The 23,499-nt window shown below is 46.3% G+C and carries 24 protein-coding genes, 2 pseudogenes and 1 riboswitch; of the genes and pseudogenes, 21 read left to right on the plus strand and 5 right to left on the minus strand.

Annotated features, from left to right (window positions below):
• Positions 1–40: 40 nt before the first annotated feature.
• Positions 41–862 carry an EcsC family protein gene (locus MHB72_RS02740; RefSeq protein ID WP_103750286.1) on the plus strand — a complete coding sequence of 274 codons (822 nt, stop codon included), beginning with the start codon at positions 41–43 and terminating at the stop codon, positions 860–862.
• Positions 863–905: 43 nt separating this feature from the next.
• On the opposite strand, the gene MHB72_RS02745 is transcribed toward MHB72_RS02740, so the two are convergent.
• Positions 906–2,195 (minus strand): Na+/H+ antiporter NhaC family protein, encoded by a 1,290-nt coding sequence (locus MHB72_RS02745; protein WP_023857885.1) that lies wholly within the window; start codon positions 2,193–2,195, stop codon positions 906–908.
• A gap of 128 nt (positions 2,196–2,323) precedes the next feature.
• Here MHB72_RS02745 and MHB72_RS02750 point away from each other — a divergent pair.
• From MHB72_RS02750 to MHB72_RS02790, 9 genes and pseudogenes are all read left to right on the plus strand, one after another.
• Positions 2,324–2,653 (plus strand): annotated as a pseudogene (locus MHB72_RS02750) (cupin domain-containing protein); the annotation flags it as partial.
• A 21-nt stretch (positions 2,654–2,674) separates the two neighbouring features.
• Positions 2,675–3,013: pseudogene (locus tag MHB72_RS02755) on the plus strand (YdbC family protein); the annotation flags it as partial.
• Between the two features lie 101 nt (positions 3,014–3,114).
• Positions 3,115–3,555 (plus strand): glucose starvation-inducible protein GsiB, encoded by a 441-nt coding sequence (gene gsiB, locus MHB72_RS02760; RefSeq protein ID WP_023857883.1) that lies wholly within the window; start codon positions 3,115–3,117, stop codon positions 3,553–3,555.
• 423 nt (positions 3,556–3,978) lie between these two features.
• Positions 3,979–5,019, plus strand: a complete 1,041-nt coding sequence (locus tag MHB72_RS02765) for an AI-2E family transporter (RefSeq protein ID WP_023857882.1) — start codon at positions 3,979–3,981, stop codon at positions 5,017–5,019.
• Between the two features lie 71 nt (positions 5,020–5,090).
• Positions 5,091–5,232: riboswitch (cyclic di-AMP (ydaO/yuaA leader) on the plus strand.
• A 74-nt stretch (positions 5,233–5,306) separates the two neighbouring features.
• Positions 5,307–6,551, plus strand: coding sequence for a dicarboxylate/amino acid:cation symporter (locus tag MHB72_RS02770; protein WP_216921835.1), 1,245 nt, complete (start codon positions 5,307–5,309; stop codon positions 6,549–6,551).
• Between the two features lie 69 nt (positions 6,552–6,620).
• A complete protein-coding gene (locus tag MHB72_RS02775) occupies positions 6,621–7,547 on the plus strand; it encodes an ABC transporter ATP-binding protein (RefSeq protein WP_026580582.1) in 927 nt (308 codons plus the stop codon).
• Positions 7,540–8,307 carry an ABC transporter permease gene (locus MHB72_RS02780; protein WP_023857879.1) on the plus strand — a complete coding sequence of 256 codons (768 nt, stop codon included), beginning with the start codon at positions 7,540–7,542 and terminating at the stop codon, positions 8,305–8,307. The genes MHB72_RS02775 and MHB72_RS02780 overlap by 8 nt, the downstream gene beginning before the upstream one ends.
• Positions 8,308–8,428: 121 nt before the next feature.
• A complete protein-coding gene (locus tag MHB72_RS02785; protein ID WP_023857878.1) occupies positions 8,429–8,767 on the plus strand; it encodes a hypothetical protein in 339 nt (112 codons plus the stop codon).
• Positions 8,768–8,891: 124 nt separating this feature from the next.
• Positions 8,892–10,040 carry an acyl-CoA dehydrogenase family protein gene (locus MHB72_RS02790; RefSeq protein WP_216921833.1) on the plus strand — a complete coding sequence of 383 codons (1,149 nt, stop codon included), beginning with the start codon at positions 8,892–8,894 and terminating at the stop codon, positions 10,038–10,040.
• Positions 10,041–10,076: 36 nt separating this feature from the next.
• On the opposite strand, the gene fbpB is transcribed toward MHB72_RS02790, so the two are convergent.
• The 3 genes from fbpB to MHB72_RS02805 form a co-directional block, all read right to left on the minus strand.
• Positions 10,077–10,232 (minus strand): Fur-regulated basic protein FbpB, encoded by a 156-nt coding sequence (gene fbpB / locus MHB72_RS02795; protein WP_023857876.1) that lies wholly within the window; start codon positions 10,230–10,232, stop codon positions 10,077–10,079.
• A 2-nt stretch (positions 10,233–10,234) separates the two neighbouring features.
• Positions 10,235–10,393 (minus strand): Fur-regulated basic protein FbpA, encoded by a 159-nt coding sequence (gene fbpA / locus MHB72_RS02800; RefSeq protein WP_023857875.1) that lies wholly within the window; start codon positions 10,391–10,393, stop codon positions 10,235–10,237.
• 413 nt (positions 10,394–10,806) lie between these two features.
• Complete coding sequence (locus MHB72_RS02805) at positions 10,807–11,127, minus strand: thioredoxin family protein (protein WP_003179104.1); 321 nt, start codon at positions 11,125–11,127, stop codon at positions 10,807–10,809.
• A gap of 160 nt (positions 11,128–11,287) precedes the next feature.
• On the opposite strand from MHB72_RS02805, the gene MHB72_RS02810 reads away from it, so the two are divergent.
• The 6 genes from MHB72_RS02810 (at position 11,288) to MHB72_RS02835 (ending at position 18,512) form a co-directional block, all read left to right on the plus strand.
• Positions 11,288–12,373 (plus strand): D-alanine--D-alanine ligase, encoded by a 1,086-nt coding sequence (locus MHB72_RS02810; RefSeq protein WP_050820810.1) that lies wholly within the window; start codon positions 11,288–11,290, stop codon positions 12,371–12,373.
• 116 nt (positions 12,374–12,489) lie between these two features.
• On the plus strand, positions 12,490–13,860 hold the full coding sequence (locus MHB72_RS02815) for a UDP-N-acetylmuramoyl-tripeptide--D-alanyl-D-alanine ligase (RefSeq protein ID WP_035337161.1): 1,371 nt from the start codon (positions 12,490–12,492) through the stop codon (positions 13,858–13,860).
• A 65-nt stretch (positions 13,861–13,925) separates the two neighbouring features.
• The gene (locus MHB72_RS02820; protein WP_023857871.1) at positions 13,926–14,636 is read left to right on the plus strand and encodes an alpha/beta hydrolase; all 711 of its coding nucleotides are present in this window, start codon (positions 13,926–13,928) and stop codon (positions 14,634–14,636) included.
• Positions 14,637–14,982: 346 nt separating this feature from the next.
• Positions 14,983–16,446: a degradosome RNA helicase CshA gene (gene cshA, locus MHB72_RS02825; protein WP_023857870.1), complete on the plus strand. Its 1,464-nt coding sequence runs from the start codon at positions 14,983–14,985 to the stop codon at positions 16,444–16,446.
• Between the two features lie 112 nt (positions 16,447–16,558).
• Positions 16,559–17,038 (plus strand): PH domain-containing protein, encoded by a 480-nt coding sequence (locus tag MHB72_RS02830; protein ID WP_216921831.1) that lies wholly within the window; start codon positions 16,559–16,561, stop codon positions 17,036–17,038.
• Positions 17,028–18,512: a PH domain-containing protein gene (locus tag MHB72_RS02835; RefSeq protein WP_216921828.1), complete on the plus strand. Its 1,485-nt coding sequence runs from the start codon at positions 17,028–17,030 to the stop codon at positions 18,510–18,512. The genes MHB72_RS02830 and MHB72_RS02835 overlap by 11 nt, the downstream gene beginning before the upstream one ends.
• Here MHB72_RS02835 and MHB72_RS02840 read toward each other — a convergent pair.
• Positions 18,509–19,108, minus strand: a complete 600-nt coding sequence (locus tag MHB72_RS02840; RefSeq protein WP_023857867.1) for a rhomboid family intramembrane serine protease — start codon at positions 19,106–19,108, stop codon at positions 18,509–18,511. The genes MHB72_RS02835 and MHB72_RS02840 overlap by 4 nt on opposite strands.
• A 343-nt stretch (positions 19,109–19,451) precedes the next feature.
• Between MHB72_RS02840 and MHB72_RS02845 the strand changes: the two genes are divergently transcribed.
• The 5 genes from MHB72_RS02845 (at position 19,452) to MHB72_RS02865 (ending at position 23,498) form a co-directional block, all read left to right on the plus strand.
• Entirely contained in the window at positions 19,452–20,411 is a 960-nt protein-coding gene (locus tag MHB72_RS02845) for a LolA family protein (protein WP_216921990.1), read from the plus strand.
• A 224-nt stretch (positions 20,412–20,635) separates the two neighbouring features.
• On the plus strand, positions 20,636–21,805 hold the full coding sequence (alr, locus tag MHB72_RS02850) for an alanine racemase (protein WP_216921826.1): 1,170 nt from the start codon (positions 20,636–20,638) through the stop codon (positions 21,803–21,805).
• Between the two features lie 111 nt (positions 21,806–21,916).
• On the plus strand, positions 21,917–22,198 hold the full coding sequence (locus MHB72_RS02855; protein ID WP_006638778.1) for a CopG family ribbon-helix-helix protein: 282 nt from the start codon (positions 21,917–21,919) through the stop codon (positions 22,196–22,198).
• A gap of 4 nt (positions 22,199–22,202) precedes the next feature.
• On the plus strand, positions 22,203–22,553 hold the full coding sequence (gene ndoA, locus MHB72_RS02860) for a type II toxin-antitoxin system endoribonuclease NdoA (protein ID WP_003179128.1): 351 nt from the start codon (positions 22,203–22,205) through the stop codon (positions 22,551–22,553).
• A 117-nt stretch (positions 22,554–22,670) separates the two neighbouring features.
• Positions 22,671–23,498: an RsbT co-antagonist protein RsbRA gene (locus tag MHB72_RS02865; RefSeq protein WP_023857863.1), complete on the plus strand. Its 828-nt coding sequence runs from the start codon at positions 22,671–22,673 to the stop codon at positions 23,496–23,498.
• The last annotated feature ends 1 nt before the right edge of the window (position 23,499 follow it).

Here is a 23,499-nt window from a genome sequence, read left to right on the forward strand (position 1 = left end):
GTATACTATAAAAAAACACGATTGAGAGGGCGAACCTTCTGTGCGCAACGATAAAACAGATTTGGAAAACGAACTGAAAAAAATTGAAAAATGGGAAAAAGAACAGCAGAAAGCGTGGTTTTGGGAAAGGATCGGGCGGCTGCCGTTCAAGGTTCTGGACAAGCTTACACCGGCATTCATTCAAGATAAAATCGGTCTCTTGCTCGACGAAATCGGCGGCTTTATTCAAAACGGCGGCCAATATTTGACGTCCGAAAAACATCTGATCCGCCAGTTTCAAAAAAAGCTGCCGGATGAAACGATCGAAACGGTCGAAGATATTCAAAGGGCTCCTTTGGAAGTGATGGATCAAATGTGTGAAAACCTCGGAAAAAACAGGGCGAATACCGCGGCTGTCCAAGGAGCGACAACAGGTGTCGGCGGCTTATTCACGCTTGCCGTCGATATTCCCGCCATCCTCGGCCTTTCATTGAAGACATTACAGGACATCGCGGTGTCTTACGGCTACGATCCTAAAGAAAAAACGGAGCGGATGTTCATTATTAAATGCTTGCAGCTCAGCGCTGCTGATATTGTCGGGAAAAGGGCGATCATTCAGGAACTCAGCCGATACCATCTACAGTCAGGCTCCCGGGAAAATATGATTTCGCAAATTCAAGGCTGGCGGGAGGTTGTTTATACATACCGCGATTCTTTCGGATGGAAAAAGCTGTTTCAAATGGTGCCCGTCGCAGGCATCCTCTTTGGCGCAATCTCAAACCGTTCAATGGTGAACGGCGTTGCCGAAACAGGGATGATGATGTATAAAAAGCGGAGGATCATGGAAAGGCTTGCGGAGCTGGACGCCGCAGATACAGAGTGATAAAAAGGCTACCGTTTCGATAACGGCAGCCTTTTTCATAGAGTTACGCTTTTTCCGTAAAGCGAGGCAGTCTGAAGATAATCGCGCATATGCCGCAGACGCCGATCAAAATCGGATAAAAAGAATAAGGAAGAATGCTGACAGGCGATATTTTCGCGATTTGTGCAGCTGACAGCATTTGCGCGCCGTAAGGAATCAATCCTTGTACCACACAGGAAAAGATATCGAGGATGCTCGCCGATTTCCTATTGTCGATTCCGTACCGGTCGGATAAATCTTTTGCCAGCGGCCCCGCTGTAATAATGGCAATCGTATTGTTGGCCGTCGCCAGGTTTGCCGCGCTGACAAGGCCGGCAATGCCCGCTTCCGCTCCTTTTTTTGAACGGATTCTCCGCGATACAAATTGAAGGAGAAATGCGATTCCGCCGTTTCGCTTCATCATTTCCGCCATTCCGCCAATCAGAAGCGATAAAATGATTAGTTCGGACATCCCGCCGATGCCTTCGGTGATCGCGGTTAAATACGTATGAAGCGTCAGGCTGCCGTCGGAAATACCGATTACTCCGGCTAACACGATGCCGCCGAAAATAACGGCCATAACATTAAATCCGAGAAGGGCGAATATCAGAACACCGAGATACGGCAGCACCTTTACCCAGCTGTAAGTCCCGGCTTGTGCGGCAGGATGCCCTCCGGCTGAAAACACCATCAGCAGGATGACCGTGGCAACCGCGGCAGGCAGGACGATCAGGAAATTCGTTTTAAACTTGTCCGACATTTTCGTCTTTTGTGTGCGGACAGCGGCAATGGTCGTATCGGAAATAAATGATAAGTTATCACCGAACATCGCGCCCCCCACAACCGCAGCAACCGAATAGGCCGCCGGAACGCCGATTTCGGCGCTGATCCCTGCTGCGATCGGAGCGAGCGCAGCAATCGTTCCGGTTGACGTACCCATCGACACAGAGATAAACGCAGCGATGATAAATAAACCGGCAACCATAAACTGCCCCGGTACAAACGAAAGCGCAAGATTAACGGTTGATTCAACGGCCCCCATCGCCTTTGCGGCTGATGAAAACGCGCCGGCCAAAATAAAGATCATCACCATGATCATAATATCGGGGTGTCCAGCGCCTTTCGCAAACCACTCCGTCTTTTGGCTGAGCTTCTCCTTACGGTTCATCGCCAGTGAGACAACCGATGCCGCAAGCGCCGCGGCCACGATTGGCAGGCTGTAAAAATCGCCTGTGATCAAGCCTGATCCAACGAATAAACAAACAAATAAAAACAGCGGCAAAAGCCCTGAAGCTTTTCCGTTTTGATTTTGCATGATGTACACCTCTTCTATAGGTTCAAACCGTTTTTTCACCAATATCCAACACTTTAAAAGGCGAACGCTCAAAAGTCAAATGGTAAAATAAGTTCGGGAGAAAATCAAATGAAAGAGGAGTGAAGCTGATGGATCGCAAAACGAGTCTTCTTGAATTGACAAAGGAAGTCACAGAAAAGCACGCCAATTTTTCCGTTTCGGAAGTGAACGACCATTGTATGCGAATTGCTGTTTTGGAGGGCGAATACGTATGGCATTTCCATCCCGGCTCAGATGAGCTGTTTATTGTTTTGGAAGGAGAGCTGTTGATCGACTTTCAGGACCGTCCCGCAGAAGTCCTGAAAGCGAACGATTCCCTGCTGATTCCGAAAGGCGTCATTCACCGGACGCGCGCTGATGTAAGGTCGGTTAACCTTTGTATAGAAAAAACTAATGCGGAAACCGTCCCGTTCGCGGAAGGGAATGTGCTGAAGCTGATACGGTGCAAACCAGCCGGACAACAGCTTCATGCATTCAGCGAGGCGCAGGCCAAATGGGCTCCGCTGCAAAACGTCAGCGGATTCATCAGACAGTGGGGCGGATGGATGGAAACAGAAAACGGGCCGGAAGCCCTTGTCCTCGTGCTTTGGAAATCAAAGCGCGATTATTTGAACTTTATGGCCGATCATCATGATGCAATATATGAAAGAACGAATCAGAAAGGTACGTTCGAATCCATCAACATTACCCTGTTTGAAGAGCCTGCCGAGATATCTAAGACGCTGCAGAACAATACGCCGGCTCCGGTACCGGAATGGACGGTAAAAGGCAGCGGATGATTGCATGATTCCCGGACTCTTTCGTGAATGTGCTATTTGTGTTTACTCTTTTTGAAATGTGGAATGTAAAAACCATAACACTTCAAAAGGAGGAATCGAAAATGGCAAACAATAATGACAACAACAAAATGAGCAGGGAAGAAGCAGGCAGAAAAGGCGGAGAAAAAACAAGCCAAAACCATGATAAAGAATTCTACCAAGAGATCGGTCAAAAAGGCGGAGAAGCAACAAGCAAAAATCATGACAAAGAATTCTACCAGGAAATCGGCGAAAAAGGCGGGGAAGCCACAAGCCGTAATCATGACAAAGAATTCTACCAGGAAATCGGTGAAAAAGGCGGAGAAGCCACAAGCCGTAATCATGACAAAGAATTCTACCAGGAAATCGGTGAAAAGGGTGGAGAAGCAACAAGCAAAAACCATGACAAAGAATTCTACCAGGAGATCGGTCAAAAAGGCGGAGAAGCCACAAGCCGAAACCATGACAAGGAGTTCTATCAAGAAAACGGTGAAAAAGGCGGACGCCAAAGAAGAAGCGGTTAATGTACGGTGAAGAGAGGGGCTGACAAACAGTCCCTCTCAGCGTGTCGACAAACCCTCGCATTCGTTGTCAGGCCTGCGCGTCGGTGCTCACGAATTGCAACATTCGCTCCGCCCCAATGCTCGGCCTTCCTAGACTGCAAGGGTTGAGGGTCACGCTGAAAGGATGACAAAATCCTAAAACTAAAAATCGTTTTAGGATTTTGTCAATAATCTGGAGGGGCTGAACATCAGCCCCTCCTTTTTTATGGAAGATGCCTGCCGCTGCCGCACGAGCGCTCATATTAAAATATTATTAATTATTGATCTTCTGAAGAGATTTCCGGTCTGTTTTGTTATATAATTTACAGATGATGCATCAAATTGTAATTATAAAAGTTTGAATGCTAAAAGTTAAGGACTAAAGTACTGGTGGGAGTGTACCGAATGGCAGCGTTGATTAAATTTTTTCAGCATCCTGGGGTCAGGCGTTTTTCAGTTTTTGTTGTATTGGCGGGAGTTTTATATCTGTTCCGCAGCATGATGAATCTCATATTGCTCACATTTATCTTTACGTTTTTGATGAACCGTCTGGAAAATGTGATCCGCGGTTTTTTAAACCGCTTTATTAAAGTCAGCCAGAGACTGATTATTTCCTGTTTGTATGCGGCTCTTGCCATCGCGCTTTCGATCGGCGGTGTGGTCTATTACCCCGTGATCGTCACCCAGATTCAGCAGCTGATCAAACAAGGAAAGTATATTGCTTCTCACCCTGACAGCATTCCTTTTCTCGATATGATCACCGGTATGTTCGGCGATATCAATTTGACATCCTATTTGGAAAAAGGTCTTAACTTTATCTATACATATATCACAGATATTAGCGCGTTTGGCCTGCAGGTGGTTATGTCATTGGTTCTCAGCATGTTCTTATTGATCGAAAAAGACAAGGTCTTGAGCTTAATGGATAAATTTAAGACGAGCAAAATAGCCATTTTCTACGAGGAAATTGCTTACTTTGGTAAAAAATTCACGAGAACGTTCGGAAAGGTGCTTGAGGCTCAGTTTATTATCGCCTCCATCAATTGCGCATTGACGACCATTGCCCTCGCGATTATGGGTTTTCCTCAGCTATTCGGCCTTGCCGTCATGGTGTTTTTCCTCGGGCTGGTTCCGGTCGCAGGCGTTGTGCTCTCCCTTATTCCGTTAAGCATTATCGCCTACAGTATCGGCGGAATCGCTTATATCGTATCACTGGTATTGGTCATCATGATCGTCCATGCGATAGAGGCCTATTTCCTCAATCCGAAACTGATGTCCGCCAAGACGGAGCTGCCGATTTTCTTCACGTTTATCGTGCTGATTTTTTCTGAACATTTCATAGGGATTTGGGGTTTAATTATCGGTATTCCGATATTTGTTTTCCTGCTTGATATCCTTGATGTCACAAGTCAAGAGAAAAGCCGAACAGCGGGCACCCGAAAATAGCATATATTTGTAAATCAGAAAATTTGGTTTACATATTTCGAATTTTCAGGTATAACTGTTATATAACGAAATAGCGCCACACGTTTAATCCTTTAGTAGGAGTGGGGGACCCGATCATTTGGGGTGAATTTTTCTGTTCCCGTGCGAACTGAAAGACGGACATCTCTTCGTCCGAACCCGTCAGCTAACCTCATCAACGTGAAGAGAGTCATGTGGAACCAATTTTAATGGTAAAAGCCCATGGGAGATCTCTCATGGGCTTTTTTTGGAAAGGGGAGATATGTTATATGAAGTTAGCAACAAAAATTATTATCGCTCTATTACTCGGTGCAGTCGTCGGTATTATACTGAACGTCACTTCGCCGGATGTATTTAGCAAGCTTAATACATTTTTATTCGGGCCGCTCGGCACGATCTTCCTCAACTTAATTAAAATGCTCGTTGTACCGATTGTTTTCTTTTCTCTCACTTTAGGGGTAGCAGGACTTGGAGATCCAAAGAAACTGGGCAGAATCGGTGCCAAAACGATTTCTTTCTTTTTAGTTACAACGGCAATTGCCATTATTATCGGACTTGTTTTAGCGTTGGTCATCAAACCGGGAACCATCGGAACATATGATACAAGCGCAGCGGAATATTCAGCACAGAAAGCGCCAAGCATTGCCGAAACGCTTTTGAACATCATTCCGACAAACCCTGTTCAGGCAATGGCTGAAGGAAATATGCTGCAAATCATTGCTTTCTCCATTTTGGTCGGTCTCGGAATTACGATGCTCGGCAAAAAAGCGGACGCTCTTCTCAAAGTGGTTGAACAAGGTAACGATCTAATGATGTATCTCGTCAATCTCGTGATGAAGTTCGCACCGTACGGTACGTTCGGCTTGATTGCCGGGGCAATCGGAAGTCAAGGATGGGACGCCATTAAAGCAATGGGGCTTTATATGATCGTCGTCATTCTGGCGCTGTTCATACACACCATCGTCACATACGGCGCAGCGATTGCGTTTCTGGCAAAGCGGAACCCGCTCACATTCTTTAAAGATTTTTCAGAGGTTATGCTTGTTGCCTTCAGTACGTCAAGCAGCAACGCGACGCTTCCGGTTTCGATGGATGTCGCTCAAAGAAAGCTGAAAGTGCCAGAGCCGATCTCAAGCTTTGTTCAGCCGCTTGGAGCTACGATCAACATGGATGGCACGGCGATTATGCAAGGGGTAGCGACGGTCTTTATCGCTCAGGTGTACGGCAATGACCTGTCACTGACACAGCTGTTGATGGTTGTTCTCACCGCAGTGCTTGCCAGCATTGGAACAGCGGGTGTTCCGGGTGTCGGACTGATTATGCTCGCCATGGTTCTTCAAACAGTTGGCCTTCCAGTTGAAGGAATTGCGCTAATATTGGGAATTGACCGACTTCTGGACATGATTCGTACGGCTGTCAATACAACAGGTGATGCAGCATGCGCAGTCATCGTCACCGAAACGGAAAAGAAACACGGCAAAATCGAAGCCCCTCATAGTGAAGTGTCCGTGTAACTCAAAAATGATATAATCAAACAGTGCCTTTTCGGCACTGTTTATTTTTTTGGGAAAGAGGAGGGGGCTATGACAAAGCAGCCTGTTTTACATATAGAAAATGTTGATAAAATCATAGACGGCAAAACAATATTGAAGGATATCCGCTTAACGGCGGATGAAGGGGAGATCATCGGCCTGCTTGGACCGAACGGATCAGGAAAAACGACCCTCATCAAATTGATTACCGGGTTAATTAAAATGAAGAGCGGATCAATTGTCATAAACGGCTTTCCGATTGACCGCCAATTTGAAAAAGCGATCCGGTCGGTCGGAGCCATCGTTGAAAATCCTGAATTTTATCCGTATCTGACAGGCTATGAAAATCTGAAACACTATGCAAATATGCACGCTGGAATCGGTCGGGATAGACTGGCGGAAGTGATCAGCAGGGTCGGGCTAGAAGATGCCGCAGAAGACAAGGTCAAAACATACTCGCTCGGAATGAAACAGCGCCTCGGTATTGCCCAGGCGATTCTTCATCGGCCGAAGCTGCTGATTTTGGATGAGCCGACGAACGGATTGGACCCGGCGGGAATGAAAGATTTCCGCGAACACTTGCGTGAGCTTGCCGAAGAAGAAGGAACGGCGATCCTGTTTGCGACCCACTTGCTGAAGGAAGTGGAAGATTTGTGCGATCGGGTCGTCATCCTTCAACAAGGGAAAATCAAATCAACCGTCGTCCTCAATGATGCGGATGAAAAGCAGGAAAAGGCGATGCTGGAGGTACAGCCCTATGACAAAGCGCTTCAGTGGCTGAAAGACCAGGGATACGAAGCCCACGCCGAAAAAGGTCTCCTCGCCGTAAAGGTGGCGAAAGCGCAAATTCCTGCTTTAAATCAACAGCTTGTCGCCAATGAGATTGACGTCTATTCGATCGCTCCGTTTAAGCAGTCTCTTGAGGATGAATATATGGCGCGGACGAATGGAACGGAAGAGAGGAATACTGATGTTTAAACTGATTCAAAACGAGCATGTTAAATTGCTGAAGCGAAAAGTAACATTTGTATCGCTGGCGCTGATCGCGGTCTTTCAATTTCTCCTCGCGCTCATAACGAAAAGAATCCTGATGAGCGCCGGGACAGAGGATCATTTTATCGGCTATTTTTCATTCACCCCAAACCTGAATATCCTCTTGCAGGGGCTTTCGATTGTGGTGGCGGCTTCAATTATATCCTTTGAATATGATAAAAAGACGATCAAATTTTTGCTGATCCGTCCTGTCAGAAGAGAAAAAATTCTTGTTTCAAAATACGTGACGAGCGTGCTCGCAAGCATTTGGCTCTTTATCATTTACTACGGATTTTCTTTATTATTCGGTCTGCTCTTTTTCGGCGTGAAGCTCGACGAAAAAGCGGAGCCGCTCTTTATCAACACGGTGACAATGATCGGTACGCAGTGGTTTGAAGTATGGATGATGGTTTCCTTTGCGTTTTTATGCTCTGCATTGTTTAAAAGCAGCGCGCTCAGCATCATGGTGTCGATCGTCGTGTTGTACGGCGCCAAAATGCTTGTGACGATTATGTCGTATTTGGAAAAACCGCTCGGTAAATTTTTGTTGTTCGCTAATACTGATTTAACGCAATACGCCGGAGAGGCCAAGCCGCTTTTTAGCGGGATGACGCCTTTGTTTTCACTCGTCATCGTCTTTCTCCATCTCGTGTTTTTTCTCGGAACGGCGTGGTGGGCCTTTTGTAAACGCGATATGAAAGTATAAAATATTTTGTCTAAAGTGTGACAAAAGGAATGACATTTTTGTGAAATATGTCGTAATTACCGTGTGAATTTCCTATCCTAAATTATAATTTTAGGATAAGGGAATGGGGGATGAGACATCCATGAAAAAATTTATTACGGCATTGCCGATTGTATTGCTGTTGTCATTTTCATTTGTTTCTTTTGCCTTTAATTTCGATCATCTTGTCTATTTTAGACTTGCGCTCGGGCTCTTTTCGCTCGCAGGTTTGTTTCTGTTATATAAATTGAAAAACGGCGTCCGCTTCTTTATGGCGTATCTTTATGGAAGCTGGGTCGTGCTGGCCGGAATCGCCGCATATGAAGAACCGCTTTTTTCCGATTTCTTCTTCGGCGGTCTCACGATCACGATGGGCTACTTAACCTACATGCTGATTTATCTCGGTATGAAGGTTGACCGTCGCGGCGGTCAAGCCGTTTAGTCAAAAGCGCACCTCGCTGAAGGTGCGCTTTTTTATTTTGCCAAGGGTATCATTTGCACAACAAGCCGTGAACGAACTATAATACTTATTAAATCTATCGGAATTTGGTCAGGAGGATGCCGGTGTGTGTTCAATATTTGTGAAAACGGAAAGGCAGCAGGAATGGCTCGGTAAAATCGGGAAACTGGCGGATGAATTTGAGAAAACAGCAGCGTATTATGACGAACATGCCCAATTTCCCGCAGAACATATTCAAAAGCTGCGGGATTCAGGCTACACAGCGCTGACGGTCGGAAAAGAATACGGGGGAGAAGGCATTTCACTCTACGATATGCTTGTGTTTCAGGAACGGCTTGCCAAAGGAGACGGACCGACAGCTCTCAGCATCGGCTGGCACTTGAGCGTGATGGGAGAACTGGCGGAAGGAAACAGCTGGGACCGGCATGTGTTTTCATCGATTTCACATGAAGCATTAAAGGGTGCGCTGATCAACAGAGCTGCAAGTGAAGCGCAGACGGGAAGCCCGACAAGAGGAGGACGTCCCGGAACCCATGCAGTCAAAAAGAATGGCGGATGGATTGTAAACGGACGTAAAACATTTACAACGATGTCTCCGGTTCTCGACTACTTTCTTGTCACCGCTTGGATTGAAGAGAAGCAAACGATTGGCGTTTTCTTGATCCATAAAGATGCGGAAGGCTTGGCAATAGAAGAAACGTGGGATATGGCGGCGATGAGGGGTACGGGAAGCCACGATTTGGTGCTGACCGATGTCCGTCTCGACGAATCCATGCTTGTCGAGCTGTTGGCGGGTAAAAGAACGGATAAAGTCAACGGCTGGCTGCTTCATATACCGGCTGTTTATCTAGGTATCGCGCAAGCAGCGAGAGATTATGCCGTCCAATTTGCAAAAGACTATCAGCCGAACAGCTTGAAAGGTCCGATTAAAGAAGTGCCTGCTGTTCAGCGTCATATCGGCGAAATCGATTTGGAACTCATGAAAGCCCGTCACTTTATGTATCATGTCGCAGAGCTTTATGATGACCCGGAGCGCCGCGCCTTTTTAACAGGTGAGCTTGGAGCGGTTAAACATACAGTAACGAATACGGCCATTGCTGTCGTAGACAGGGCGATGAGAGTCGTCGGAGCGAAGAGTCTGGCGAGAACGAACCCGCTCCAAAGATTCTATCGCGATGTCCGGGCGGGCCTCCACAATCCGCCGATGGATGATGCGACAATCGGCAAGCTTGCTGGCATTGCATTTAGTGAATAGTAAAAAAGAAGCCGCTCATTTTGAACGGCTTCTTTTTTAAGTTTGTTTTGCTTTAGACATTGCCAAAAGGCGGTTCTCGTGTCTGCGGTCGATCTTGTCATAAATGACTTCCATTTCTTTCGGGTTCTTGGCGATTTCTTTCTTATATTCTTCGACAAGCTGATGAAAGGTTTTAATCTTCCGTTTTGACATGATTATCCGCCTTTCTTGTTGGATTGGTATTCGCTTTCAAGTTCGCTTAAAGACAATTCGTAAAGGTGGCGCTCTTCTTTTTTATATATGCCAAGCTGGATAAGCCGCTGAATGAGTTGTTTCTTTCTCATTTCCACCGCTTTCTTTAATTGAGGGGCCATGTGATCACCTCGTCAACCTTTAGTGATATTGATAATCATTATCAATTAAGGGTATTATACTAAATAGTATCACCGAATGTAAAGAGACATCCTTAAAATAATATTGAAAAAAATTGAAAAATATGAATTATTATCCAAAAACGCATATAAAAAAAGAAGCCGACAAGGGCTTCACAACTAGAAAAAATAATTGCAAAATAGGAACAAAAAACATTCTACCTGAATATAAAAAACGAATCAAGAACTTTTTGCGAAATTTCGACATTTTCGTTTCCCGGGAAATACTCGTGTCGAATTATTAATGAAAGCTCACTTTTATGAAACAAATATTGCTGCTGTCCCGTCTTGTATAAAAAGGACATGGGCGCTCCCATGTCCTGCGGTTCAGACAAAAAATCAGAACTTTAAACGAATTAGCTAATATGTTCAGCCAGGAACTCGTTCACTTCTTCAGGTGTTTTGGCATTTGCACTGTGAAGGTGACCCGTTTTTTCGCCGTTTTTGAAAATCAACAGGCTTGGAATGCCCATGACCTGATACTTATCGGCAAGTTCAGGAAGATCGTCTTTATTCAGCTCATACCAGTCATTTTCCTGATAAGCCTCAAGAATGTCTCCGATGAACATGTTCATGCGTGTGCAGTCCGGGCACCAGTCAGCATAAAATTTGACGATGATTTCTTTATCGGATTGGATCAGTTCATTAAATTGTGCTTCTGTTGTGATTTTTTTCAATTGCAACCTCTCCTTTTCAATGCCATTTTAATATAAAATGAAAAGGATTTACATACAAATGCTTTTTATATGCTGTTTTTAGACCGTATTAAAATAATTAGATCATTTTCCCGGGAAAGTGATAAGATAGTAAAGATGAATCCAGTGGGGGGAGTACGAATTGAAGACAAGATTAGGATTGGTATACGGCGGAAAATCAGCGGAGCATAACGTTTCTCTGCAAACCGCGCTGGCCGTCACGAAAGCATTAGATACTGAAAAATTTGATATACACCCGATTTATATAACAGAAAAAGGCGAGTGGGTGAGAGGGCCGCAACTGACAGAACCGGTTTCAAATGTGAAAATGCTTCAGTTTGAACAGACGGGCCAGACATTTTCTCCGGCATTGCTGAACCGCGATATGTTTCCGGGCGAAGCTGATGTAAAAGAAGACTCGATTGATGTTGTTTTCCCGCTTTTGCACGGACCGAATGGGGAAGACGGCACCATTCAAGGCATGCTTGAACTATTGAATGTGCCATATGTGGGCAACGGAGTCCTGGCTTCCTCTGCGGGAATGGATAAAGTGGTCATGAAGCATCTGTTTGCACAGGCAGGGCTTGACCAGGCGAAATACGTTTCATTTGTGAAAAAAACATGGAGTCACTCCAAAGAAGAAAGCTATGATCAAGTGGAAGCTGAGCTTGGTTATCCGTGCTTCGTAAAACCGGCTAACCTTGGATCAAGCGTCGGGATCAGCAAATGCAGAAACCGTGAAGAGCTTGACCAAGCCTTTAAGCTTGCATTTCAATATGACCGGAAAATTGTCGTTGAAGAGGGCGTCATCGGCCGCGAAATAGAACTCGGCGTTCTGGGGAATGATGAACCTGTCTGCTCAGTCGCGGGGGAAATCGCTCCGAAGAAAGATTTTTATGACTATAAAGCAAAATATGAAGACGGCGACACTGATTTGATTATTCCGGCTTCCCTGACAGAGGACGAATACGAAACAATGCGCAGCATGGCGGTCAAAGCGTTTCAGGCGATTGACGGCTCAGGCCTTGTGAGAGCGGACTTTTTCCTTACAAACGAAGGCAGGGTCCTGATCAATGAAGTCAATACGATGCCGGGATTCACACCGTTCAGCATGTTCCCGCTTCTCTGGAAGCAATCAGGGGTTGAGTATGCTGAACTGATTGAAAAACTTGTCGCTTTGGCAATCGATCGGCACGAAGAAAAACAGCAGATCAAACATACATTTTAACGGGACGGAGCGGACCGAATCCGGGGGAAAGCGGTTCGCCCTTATATACAGCTGCAGACACTATCCTTATTTGTGGTAGTGTCTCTTTTCCTTGCTGGAGAAAGAGAGGGACATACATGATAACGAGAACGGTAAAAGAAATTGCTGAAATGTCGGAAGGCGTTTTGACGAATGAAGCTTTTGAAGGGCGTCTCGTCAAAGGCGTCTCAACCGATTCGAGAAAACTGGCGAAAGACCAACTGTTTATTCCGCTTGCAGGCGAGCGGTTCAATGGTCACGTTTTTGCAGAGCAGGCTTTTCAAGAAGGCGTCGCAGCCGTGCTGTGGAACCGGAGCGAACCGAATCCTCCGGAAGGGAAGCCGGTCATTTTAGTTGACGATACGCTGGAAGCGCTGCAGAAGCTTGCGAAGGCATACAGGCATCAGCTGGACGTGAAAATCGTCGGCGTGACCGGTTCAAATGGGAAAACGACGACAAAAGACATGATTCATGCTGTGTTGGGCACCGAGTATAAAGTGCATAAGACAGAAGGAAACTATAATAACCACATCGGCCTGCCCCTGACGATTCTGGCGATGCCGGAAGATACGGAAATCGCCATTTTGGAGATGGGGATGAGCGCCAAAGGGGAAATTGATTTTCTGACACGTCTGGCGCGTCCTGATATCGCCGTCATCACAAACATCGGCGAATCGCACCTCCTTGAACTCGGATCAAGAGAAGGAATTGCAGAGGCAAAGCTCGAAATTGTCAATGGGCTTTCAAAAGAGGGCACACTCATTTATATCGGAGATGAACCGCTGCTCGCCGAAAGGCTGAACCAGCCGCTTTACGAGACAAAGACGTTTGGAGAGGATCCGGCTTTCGACTATCAGCTTGAGGATATGACGCAGACGGAAGAGGGCACGGCATTCCGCGTCAGAGGGATCGAAAACCGGTTCTTCATCCCGGTGCTCGGAAAGCATAATGTGAAAAACGCTTTAGCTGCGATTGCGGCCGGAGACCTTCTGAATGTCAGCAGGACTCATATTGCAGAAGGGCTGACGAAACTGAAAGTGACCGGTATGCGGCTTGAGCTTGTAAAGACACGGGCCGGCGTTGCGATCATTAATGACGCCTATAATGCAAGTCCGACATCGATGAAAGCTGCGATCGAGCTTGTCGACCAGATGAAGGGATACGGCAAGAAAATGCTCGTTCTCGGCGATATGCTGGAGCTCGGCGAAGGAGAGAAAGCGTTTCATGAAGACATCGGGCAGGCAGTCAATCCGGACTCAATCGACTTTTTATTTACGTACGGGGATCTCGGTGCATATATTGCAAAAGGGGCGCTTAAACATTTTCCCGAACACCGCGTCCTTCATTTCAACCCGGAAAACAAAGACGGTTTGAAAAAGACATTGAAAGAAAAAGCGAATACAGGGGATCTGATCCTTGTCAAAGCGTCCAGAGGCATGCGTCTTGAGGATGTTATAAAAGATTTGTAAGGGAACATTGAATCATAAAGTCGTTTTTTATGTGATCATCAGTAAAAGAAAACGGGTGAATGGTCATGATAGGATGTTTATGCATTCACGGATTTACCGGAGCACCGTATGAATTGGAACCGCTGGCTTCTCATTTAAAACAAACGGCCGATTGGCGAGTCGAAATGATCACGCTGCCCGGGCACGGGGAGATGCCGGTTTTAAAAGGCGTCTGTTTTCAGGAATGGATCGCTTGCGCGGAAGTGGAGCTTGTCCGTTTGTTGAAAACGTGTGATACGGTATTTTTAATCGGATTTTCAATGGGCGGGATGATTGCCGCCTATTTAGCCGGAAAATATCCGGTCAGCCGCCTTGTCCTGTTGAGCGCGGCTGCCCAGTACATCAGCCCGGGACAGCTGATCCAGGATTTGAAGAATGTGATCAAAGATTCTTTGCAAGGCAAGCTTGAGGATAATCTGCTTTACAAAAGGTACAAACAAAAGCTGACAAGCACCCCGGTGTCTTCAGCATTTCAGTTTCGCAAGCTCGTTAAGATGACAAAGCCTGCTTTGAAAAACCTCCGCATCCCTGTGCTCATTGTTCAGGGGGAATGCGATTCAATCGTGCCGCTGTCAAGCGCGTATTATCTTTATGAAACCATACCTTCCGAAGAGAAAGAGCTGTGCCTCTTGCCGGAATCCAAGCACCATGTCTGCCTTGAAGAAAACTCCGCTGTCCTCTTTCAAACCGTTGAGGCGTTTCTCAAAAAAACGCCGATTGAATCCATAAAAAAATAAATAATTGAACGGCAATCTGCAAAAAATAATCGGGGATGCGGGCAGGGAAAAATGAGTGTATGCTGTCGAAAGCCGCACAAGCCTGTGTTACAATGTGTAAAAGACGTCAACAGGCGGGCTTGACGTTTCGCGGACGGTTGTCCCAGAGGTCTATAGATGGCTGCCGAACCGGCGAGAGAGCACACTGCTCATTTTCATCTTGTTGAAAAACGTATAACGGAATGGTAATATAACATGTAAAGTAATTCGGGCTTTGCATAAGTATGGACCTGTCCTTTGCACAAAGGGCAGTTTTTATTGATAAAACACGATTACTGAAACAGTAAGCAGAAGGAGTTTGAATACATTGACAATAACGTTTCAAGATTTTCAATTAAGTTCTGATCTCACAAAAGCGATCAAGCGTATGGGATTTGAAGAGGCAACACCGATTCAGGCACAAACGATTCCGCTCGGCCTTGCAAATAAAGATGTGATCGGACAAGCGCAAACGGGAACAGGAAAAACGGCTGCATTTGGCATCCCCCTTGTTGAGAAAATCAACCCCGAGTCTCCTAACATTCAAGCCATTGTTATCGCACCTACTCGTGAATTAGCCATTCAAGTTTCTGAAGAGCTATATAAAATTGGACAGGATAAACGCGCTCGCGTGCTGCCGATTTACGGTGGACAGGATATCGGACGCCAGATTCGCGCGCTTAAGAAAAATCCTCATATTATCGTCGGAACACCTGGCCGTTTGCTTGACCATATCAACCGCCGCACAATGCGTCTTCAAACAGTGAACACCGTTGTGCTTGATGAAGCGGATGAAATGCTGAACATGGGATTCATCGAAGATATCGAATCCATCCTTTCCAATGTGCCCGCTGAGCATCAAACATTGCTGTTTTCTGCAACAATGCCTGCTCCAATTAAACGGATTGCAGAACGTTTCATGACCAACCCGGAGCACGTGAAAGTGAAAGCGAAGGAAATGACAGTATCAAACATTCAGCAGTTCTACCTTGAAGTACATGAACGCAAAAAGTTTGATACGCTGACACGTCTTCTTGACATCCAGTCTCCTGAACTGGCGATTGTATTCGGCCGGACAAAGCGCCGCGTCGATGAACTGACAGAAGCGCTTAATCTGCGCGGTTATACAGCTGAAGGAATCCACGGCGATTTGACTCAGGCGAAGCGGATGGTGGCACTCCGGAAATTTAAGCAAGGCGCAATTGAAGTGCTCGTTGCGACAGACGTTGCGGCGCGTGGCCTTGATATTTCAGGGGTAACGCACGTCTACAACTTCGATGTGCCGCAAGATCCTGAAAGCTATGTTCACCGCATCGGAAGAACGGGACGCGCAGGCAAAACAGGAATGGCGATGACCTTCATTACACCGCGCGAAAAAGACATGCTCCGCGCCATCGAGCAGACGACAAAACGCAAAATGGACCGCATGAAAGCACCGACTCTAGACGAGGCGATTGAAGGACAGCAGCAGGTGACGGTTGACCGCCTCCGGACGATCATCGAGGAAAATAACCTGAACTTCTATATGACGGCTGCAGCGGAATTATTGGAAGACCATGATTCTGTGACAGTTGTTGCGGCTGCCATTAAAATGATGACCAAAGAGCCGGACAACACGCCTGTCCGTTTGACGGAAGAGGCTCCGCTCAGAACGAAGCGAAATAAAAGTCACCACCCCCGTTCATCAAAACGCAGAGACGGCGGCGGCTACAGAGGAAAGAACAATCGTTCATCTTATGATAAAAAGCGTTCCTCAAATGACAGACGCCAAAAAAAATCATATAATTCATAATCAAAAGGCGGATCCTTTTTTACGGATTCGCCTTTTTTTAAAAACGAAAGTCTTTATCCGAAACATTTTCAGCCTAAGACCGTAAATAGAACTAGATTGGGGGAATCGAGTTTTGAGAAGCGAGCCGAAAAATCAAATTAGCCGCGATGGCGTAAAAGTCTGGAGAATCACAGCTTGTATCACATCATTCGTTTTAATGCTGGCTGCAGCAGGCCTTGTTGCCGCAGGGTTGATATTTAAATGGCCGGTATGGACCGGCATTTTGTCAGCGGCCGTTTGGCTGGTGATTTCATTTGTCATCATTATTATTATTCCGAATATCCGCCACAGAATATGGCGCTACGAAGTCCATGAGAACGAAATCGATATTCAGCACGGCATCTTTGTGGTGACCCGCGTGATCGTTCCGATGGTCAGAGTCCAGCATGTTGATACATCGCAGGGCCCCATCCTCAGAAAATATAATCTCGCCTCCGTGCAAATTTCAACAGCCGCGACGACCCATTCCATTCCCGCTCTGGATGTTGAAGAGGCGGATCAGCTCAGGGACTCCATTTCCAGGCTGGCAAGGGTGACTGAAGATGATGTCTGAACCGAGACGCATGCACCCCGCCGCCGTCATTCTCAACTTTATCAAAGGCCTTGTTGAGACCGTTAAAAACTTTATCATTCCATTTGGCGTAGTGCTTTTTTTAAATCAGTCGCACACAGTCAAAATGCTGGCGATCGCCGCGGCCGTGCTGTTTTTCATTGCTTTGGTCGTGACGAGCATCATCAAGTGGAGCAAATTTACATACCGTATCGAAGAGGATGAATTGCGAATAGAGGAAGGCCTGATCAATAAGAAAAAAAGGTATATTCCGATCGAACGGATTCAAACGATCAACACGAGCGCAGGCCTCATTCAGCAAATATTCAAGCTGGTGAAGCTTCAAGTCGAAACGGCAAGCGGAGGAACGGAAGCGGAAGTTTCCTTGGTCGCCATTACCCAGGCAGAAGCCGAACGTATTCAGCAAGCGCTTTTCGAAAGGAAAAAAGCGGTGGAAGGCACTGAAGCCGCTGTCACGGATCCGCAGGAAGAGACTGCTGCAGAGGCGGAGGAAACAGCGGAAGAACCGCAAATGATGTACAAAATGACCGGGCAGGAGCTATTAACTGCAGCGTCAACATCAAGCGGGATCGGCGTCATTATTTCAGGGGTATTCGCTTTTTTCACTCAAGTCGACGACTTCTTTGATTTGGACTGGCTGTATGACCGTTTTGCTTTTTTGAATAGCGCTGGAGCGACTGTCATCGCCTTAGCTGCTTTTGTTGCCCTTTTCATTGCATGGCTTCTCAGCATTGTCGGGATGCTTTTGAAATACGCGAATTTTACAGTCGTGCGTAAAGAGAAAGAAATCGTCATTTCCAGAGGGCTGATTGAAAAGCATCAAATCACGATTCCGCTGCAGCGGATTCAAGCGATTAAAATCAAGGAGAGTCTGATCAGGCAGCCTTTTGGACTTGCAGCCGTCACGATCGTCAGCGCAGGCGGAAACGTTTTGGAAGAAGATAAATCAGCCGTCCTATTTCCGATTATCAGCAAAAAAATGATCAAACAGCACCTCGGAGAACTCATTCCGGATTATGCGCCGGAAGACGATTTGAACCGCTTGCCGAAACGCGCACTGCGCCGTTATATCCTGCGCGCATCCTGGCCGGTTCTCGCCGTCGTTCCGCTTTCTATTCTGTTTCCGCCGTGGGGCTATTTGTCCGCTGTATTGATTCCTTTTTACTGGATCATCGGCTACTTATCATACCGCGATGCCGGCTGGAAGATCAGCGGCAGCAAAATCATCATGTCATCGCGCTTCATCGGCAGAACAACCGCTGTCATTCAGCGCAGGCGCATGCAGGTGTTCGAAGTCAGCCGCTCGTATTTCCAGCGCAGAAGACAGCTTGTTTCGATCCATACATCAACAAAATCATCTGCTTTAATGGAGAAGTTTTCGGTGGCTGATGTCGAGGAGAAAGATTCGGACGATATTTTTGCATGGTATTCTTATGATAAAAGAGTGAACGGTTAAAAGCCGTTCACTCTTTTATTTAACAACGGAGGAGCCAGAGCGAGTCCGCCCAGCAGTCCGAAGATGTGCGCCATGATATTGATATTTTGGTTGACAAACGTCATCAAAACCGAAATGGCGAGGATGGTGACGATGATTTGGGAATTGGCGCTTCCCATCAGCTCTTTTCTAAACAGCACGATGTACAGGTACACACCGAACAATCCGAATATCGCTCCTGAAGCACCGACATGCATATACTCCAGCGGTTCGATGAAATACGTGCCGATATTGCCGATCACTCCTGTCCCAATATAAACGATGAGAAACTTGAGTTTCCCGAGCATTCGTTCCAGCCCGGGGGCAAATAAAAAGATCGACATCGAATTAAAGAGCAGATGGCCGAACCCGGCGTGAATAAAGATCGGTGTCACAAACCTCCACCATTCTCCATTCGCTATCCCCCAGTTAAATCCAATCAATAAATCAGACCACATCTGTACGGCCGTCAACGGAAGTAAAAAAAGAATCCAGATGGCAAGCTGCAGGGCCAGTATGGCGGATGTGACCGGGTAGAGCCTGATAAACGTCTGAAAATTTTCTGTTCTGATAAACATGCTTATGATTTAAGCCCCTTTACAATGATCTCGTACATATATAGTAACACGTTTATGAACAGGCAGCGGCGATTAGTACGGAGGAGAAAAATGATTTTGAAAGGTTGTCATGCTAGTCTGCATATTGTCTGAGACACGCTCATATATTGGGTAGTGCAATAAGGGAGACGAGTCGTTGCAGGCTTTTATGGTACGCACGCCGATACAGCCGGCCCTGTTCTTATGGCGTACCGTTAAAGTCGAACAAGCGGTTTCTTCCTTTTTACATCAATGATTAAAAAGGGGTTGAAAAAAGGTGAGAAAAAGCTTTGTTTTGCTTTTAACGGGGCTGCTTGTAATCCTTATGCTTTCTGCCTGCGGCCAAAAATCGCAAGAAGATGTTGTGACGGGGCTCGACAAGAAGGCAAAAGAATACACGTCCTATAAGGCAAAAGCGAAAATGACGATTGAAACGGGAAATGAACCGCAGGAGTACAATGTGGAAATCTGGCATAAAAAACCTTCTCTTTACCGGGTCTATTTGGAAAACCCGAAAAAAGACCAGAGCCAGGTGATCTTGCGCAATGAAAACGGCGTGTTTGTTTTGACTCCGTCGCTGAATAAAAGCTTCCGCTTCCACAGCGACTGGCCTAATAACAGCAGCCAAGTATACTTATTCGAATCGCTCGTAAAAGATGTCAAAAATGATGGGGAAGCTTCTTTTTCCGCAAAGGATTCAAAATACATTTTTGAAACGAAGACGAATTATCAGCATAATCAGATGCTGCCGACCCAGGAAATCGTTTTCCATAAAAAAAACATGGCTCCTTCATCGGTTAAGGTGATGGACACGGACCGCAAACCGATGGTAAAGGTTGAGTTTACAAGCTTTGAATTCGATAAGCCGCTCGATAAAGACGCATTTGATGAAAAGAAAAATATGACGCTGTCTCAAATTGACGTAGCGACAAGCGCGGACGTGTCAGACTCTTTCGCCGTCAAAACGCCGCTCGATGTGCCTCAGGGCGTGAAAAAGCTTGAGGAGAAAGAAATGGCGACTGAAGACGGCAAACGAATCGTCATCACATACGGCGGTGAAAAGTCCTTTACATTGATTCAGGAAAAAGCCCACGTCGCCAAAACATCTACTTCTGTGTCCATGAACGGAGAGCCGGTTGACCTCGGCTTCACGGTCGGCGCACTGACGGATAAATCGTTGTCATGGACTTATGACGGAGTCGACTATTTCATCTCATCAGAAGACCTTTCTCAAGATGAACTTCTGATGGTTGCCAAAAGCATGCAAGGCCAGTCTTCAAAATAGACTGTGCCTATCCAGCAGCCTGTTTTCCGCCCGGAAGCGGAAAGCAGGCTGTTTTTATATTTCCGGGGCAAGCGTATGTTTTCGACAGTTTTTCCGTAAAATGTATAGCGTGCCAGCAATTTTTCTCTTGTTCTGGGCAGTTATTCCCGTACAAAATTTCCCTTTCTCCGAACTTTTTAGTATGATGGGAAGGACGATTGAAACAAGGAACAGGAAGTGTCATGATGAGCTTAAAACCATTCTATAGAAAGACATGGGCCGAAATCGATTTAACGGCTTTAAAAGAAAACGTGCGCAATATGAAGCGGCACATCGGCGAGCATGTCCACTTGATGGCCGTCGTTAAAGCGAATGCCTACGGACACGGGGATGCACAGGTAGCGAAGGCGGCTCTTGCAGAAGGGGCGTCCATTCTTGCTGTGGCTTTACTGGATGAAGCGCTTTCGCTGAGAGCGCAGGGGATTGAAGAACCGATTCTTGTCCTCGGCGCAGTGCCGCCCGAATATGCCGGCATTGCCGCGGAAAAGCGCATTACCGTGACGGGCTACTCAGCCGGCTGGCTGAAAGACGTGCTCGGTTTTCTCGGTGAGACCGAAGCTCCTCTTGAATATCATTTGAAGATCGACACGGGCATGGGCCGCCTTGGCTGCAAAACGAAAGAAGAGATCAAAGAAATGATGGAGATGACCGAATCGAGCGATAAACTCAATTGTACGGGCGTGTTCACTCATTTCGCGACGGCGGACGAAAAGGACACCGATTATTTCGACATGCAGCTTGACCGCTTTAAAGAATTGATCAGCCCTCTCCCGCTTGACCGTTTAATGGTGCATTCGTCAAACAGCGCCGCGGGTCTGCGCTTCAGGGAACAGCTCTTTAATGCCGTCCGCTTCGGCATCGGCATGTACGGTTTGGCGCCGTCAACCGAAATAAAAGACGAGCTGCCGTTTCGTCTGCGGGAAGTGTTTTCGCTTCATACCGAACTCACCCATGTGAAAAAAATTAAAAAAGGCGAGAGCGTCAGCTACGGGGCGACATATACGGCCAAACGCGACGAATGGATCGGGACAGTTCCCGTCGGGTATGCTGATGGATGGCTGAGGCGCCTGGCCGGGACGGAAGTGCTGATCGACGGAAAACGCCAAAAAATAGCAGGGAGAATCTGCATGGACCAGTTCATGATTTCCCTCGCCGAAGAATACCCTGTCGGCACAAAGGTTACCTTGATCGGGAAGCAAAAAGACGAATGGATTTCAGTCGACGAAATCGCCCAACATTTGCAGACGATCAATTATGAAATTACCTGTATGATAAGTTCAAGGGTGCCCCGTATGTTTTTGGAAAATGGGAGTATAATGGAAATAAGGAATCCGATCTTGCCTGATCAATCCTGAAAATTGATGAATTAGCGGAAAAACAACTTTGCTTGCGAAAAGAATAATGATATCATTATGGATGGAATGGATAGAGTGTTGTATCCGTAAGTTTGGTGGAGGTGTATGTTTTTGTCTGAATCCAGCGCAACAACTGAAATATTGATTCGCTTGCCAGAAGCTTTAGTATCAGAACTGGATGGTGTCGTCATGCAAGATAACGGGAGCAGAAATGAACTGATTTACCAAGCCACAAAAATGTATTTGCGCGAGCGCAAAAATCGACAAATTCGGGAATCGATGAGACGCGGTTATATGGAGATGGCCAAGATTAATTTGAACATCTCTTCTGAGGCTCAATTTGCAGAGTATGAGGCTGAAAACACAGTAGAGCGCTTAGTAAGCGGAGGATAATCATTTGATTGTTAAACGCGGCGATGTTTATTTTGCTGACCTATCTCCTGTTGTTGGCTCAGAACAAGGCGGGGTGCGCCCGGTTTTAGTGATTCAAAACAACATCGGCAATCGCTTCAGCCCAACTGCTATTGTTGCAGCCATAACAGCCCAAATACAGAAAGCAAAATTACCTACCCACGTCGAAATTGATGCGAAACGCTACGGTTTTGAAAGAGATTCCGTTATATTGCTCGAACAAATTCGGACGATTGACAAGCAAAGATTAACGGACAAAATCACCCATCTCGATGATGAAATGATGGAAAAGGTCAACGAAGCCTTACAAATCAGTTTGGCACTCATTGATTTTTAATATTGATGAAAGTTGCTCGAGGCGAAAGAGCAACTTTTTTTGTGTTCAAAAATAACAAACGATATAATGGAACTGTTAGTCCAAAAAATGTTATCAGATGTAGTTAGGGGGATGAACATGTCGAATCAAGCAGTGTTAAAATTTATCTCGGAGAACCAAAATGTACTCGCCGTGAATTTGGCGGATATTCTGAAAGACCTAAACAGCAACATGACAAACGTGAAGCTGACTGAACACATGTATGAGACGATCAGCAATGAATACATTCATATCCTTATGAATGAGTCCGGGGACGGGAATGAAAAATCGATCGACACCATCTACCAGTTTTCTTCAAAAGCCGTACAGCTCGGCGTTCCGCTGAAGCTTCTGTCGTCGGGATTATCAGCTTTTTGGAAGCACCTGTACTATGAAATGAACAAGGACGTCCCGGAAGATCAGCAATGCTATGATCTGATATGGGAAATCGATAAATTTATCGAACCGATCAACAGCGAAATCTTGAATCAGTATGCGATCTCCTGGGAGAAAACCGTCGCTCTTCAAAAGGTCGCATTACAGGAGCTCTCGGCGCCGCTGATCCCGGTTTTTGAAAATATTACGGTGATGCCTCTCGTCGGCACGATCGACACGGAGCGGGCCAAAAAGATTATGGAAAACCTGTTGAGCGGCGTCGTCAAACACCGGTCCGAAGTCGTCCTCATTGACATTACGGGCGTGCCTGTCGTCGATACGATGGTCGCACACCACATCATGCAGGCTTCCGAAGCTGTCAGACTGGTCGGCGCAAAATGCCTGCTCGTTGGAATCCGCCCGGAAATCGCGCAGACGATTGTGAATTTGGGAATCGATTTAACTCAGGTTATTACAAAAAATACCCTGCAAAAAGGAATTCAAACCGCATTAGAAATGACAGACCGAAAAATTGTTTCATTGGAGGAATAAG

Source organism: Bacillus sp. FSL K6-1284 (assembly GCF_038002625.1).
Taxonomy (GTDB): Bacteria; Bacillota; Bacilli; order Bacillales; family Bacillaceae; genus Bacillus; species Bacillus paralicheniformis.

Excerpts from the sequence above, each read along its gene's own strand:
- MHB72_RS02820 (WP_023857871.1), top strand. The coding sequence starts at position 13,926 with ATGATAGGATGTTTATGCATTCACGGATTTACCGGAGCACCGTATGAA.
- MHB72_RS02775 (WP_026580582.1), top strand. The coding sequence starts at position 6,621 with ATGACAAAGCAGCCTGTTTTACATATAGAAAATGTTGATAAAATCATA.
- MHB72_RS02865 (WP_023857863.1), top strand. The coding sequence starts at position 22,671 with ATGTCGAATCAAGCAGTGTTAAAATTTATCTCGGAGAACCAAAATGTA.
- fbpB (WP_023857876.1), bottom strand. The coding sequence starts at position 10,232 with ATGTCAAAACGGAAGATTAAAACCTTTCATCAGCTTGTCGAAGAATAT.
- alr (WP_216921826.1), top strand. The coding sequence starts at position 20,636 with ATGAGCTTAAAACCATTCTATAGAAAGACATGGGCCGAAATCGATTTA.
- MHB72_RS02785 (WP_023857878.1), top strand. The coding sequence starts at position 8,429 with ATGAAAAAATTTATTACGGCATTGCCGATTGTATTGCTGTTGTCATTT.
- MHB72_RS02845 (WP_216921990.1), top strand. The coding sequence starts at position 19,452 with ATGCTTTCTGCCTGCGGCCAAAAATCGCAAGAAGATGTTGTGACGGGG.
- MHB72_RS02745 (WP_023857885.1), bottom strand. The coding sequence starts at position 2,195 with ATGCAAAATCAAAACGGAAAAGCTTCAGGGCTTTTGCCGCTGTTTTTA.
- fbpA (WP_023857875.1), bottom strand. The coding sequence starts at position 10,393 with ATGGCCCCTCAATTAAAGAAAGCGGTGGAAATGAGAAAGAAACAACTC.
- MHB72_RS02770 (WP_216921835.1), top strand. The coding sequence starts at position 5,307 with ATGAAGTTAGCAACAAAAATTATTATCGCTCTATTACTCGGTGCAGTC.
- MHB72_RS02780 (WP_023857879.1), top strand. The coding sequence starts at position 7,540 with ATGTTTAAACTGATTCAAAACGAGCATGTTAAATTGCTGAAGCGAAAA.
- MHB72_RS02765 (WP_023857882.1), top strand. The coding sequence starts at position 3,979 with ATGGCAGCGTTGATTAAATTTTTTCAGCATCCTGGGGTCAGGCGTTTT.
- gsiB (WP_023857883.1), top strand. The coding sequence starts at position 3,115 with ATGGCAAACAATAATGACAACAACAAAATGAGCAGGGAAGAAGCAGGC.
- MHB72_RS02815 (WP_035337161.1), top strand. The coding sequence starts at position 12,490 with ATGATAACGAGAACGGTAAAAGAAATTGCTGAAATGTCGGAAGGCGTT.
- MHB72_RS02835 (WP_216921828.1), top strand. The coding sequence starts at position 17,028 with ATGATGTCTGAACCGAGACGCATGCACCCCGCCGCCGTCATTCTCAAC.
- MHB72_RS02840 (WP_023857867.1), bottom strand. The coding sequence starts at position 19,108 with ATGTTTATCAGAACAGAAAATTTTCAGACGTTTATCAGGCTCTACCCG.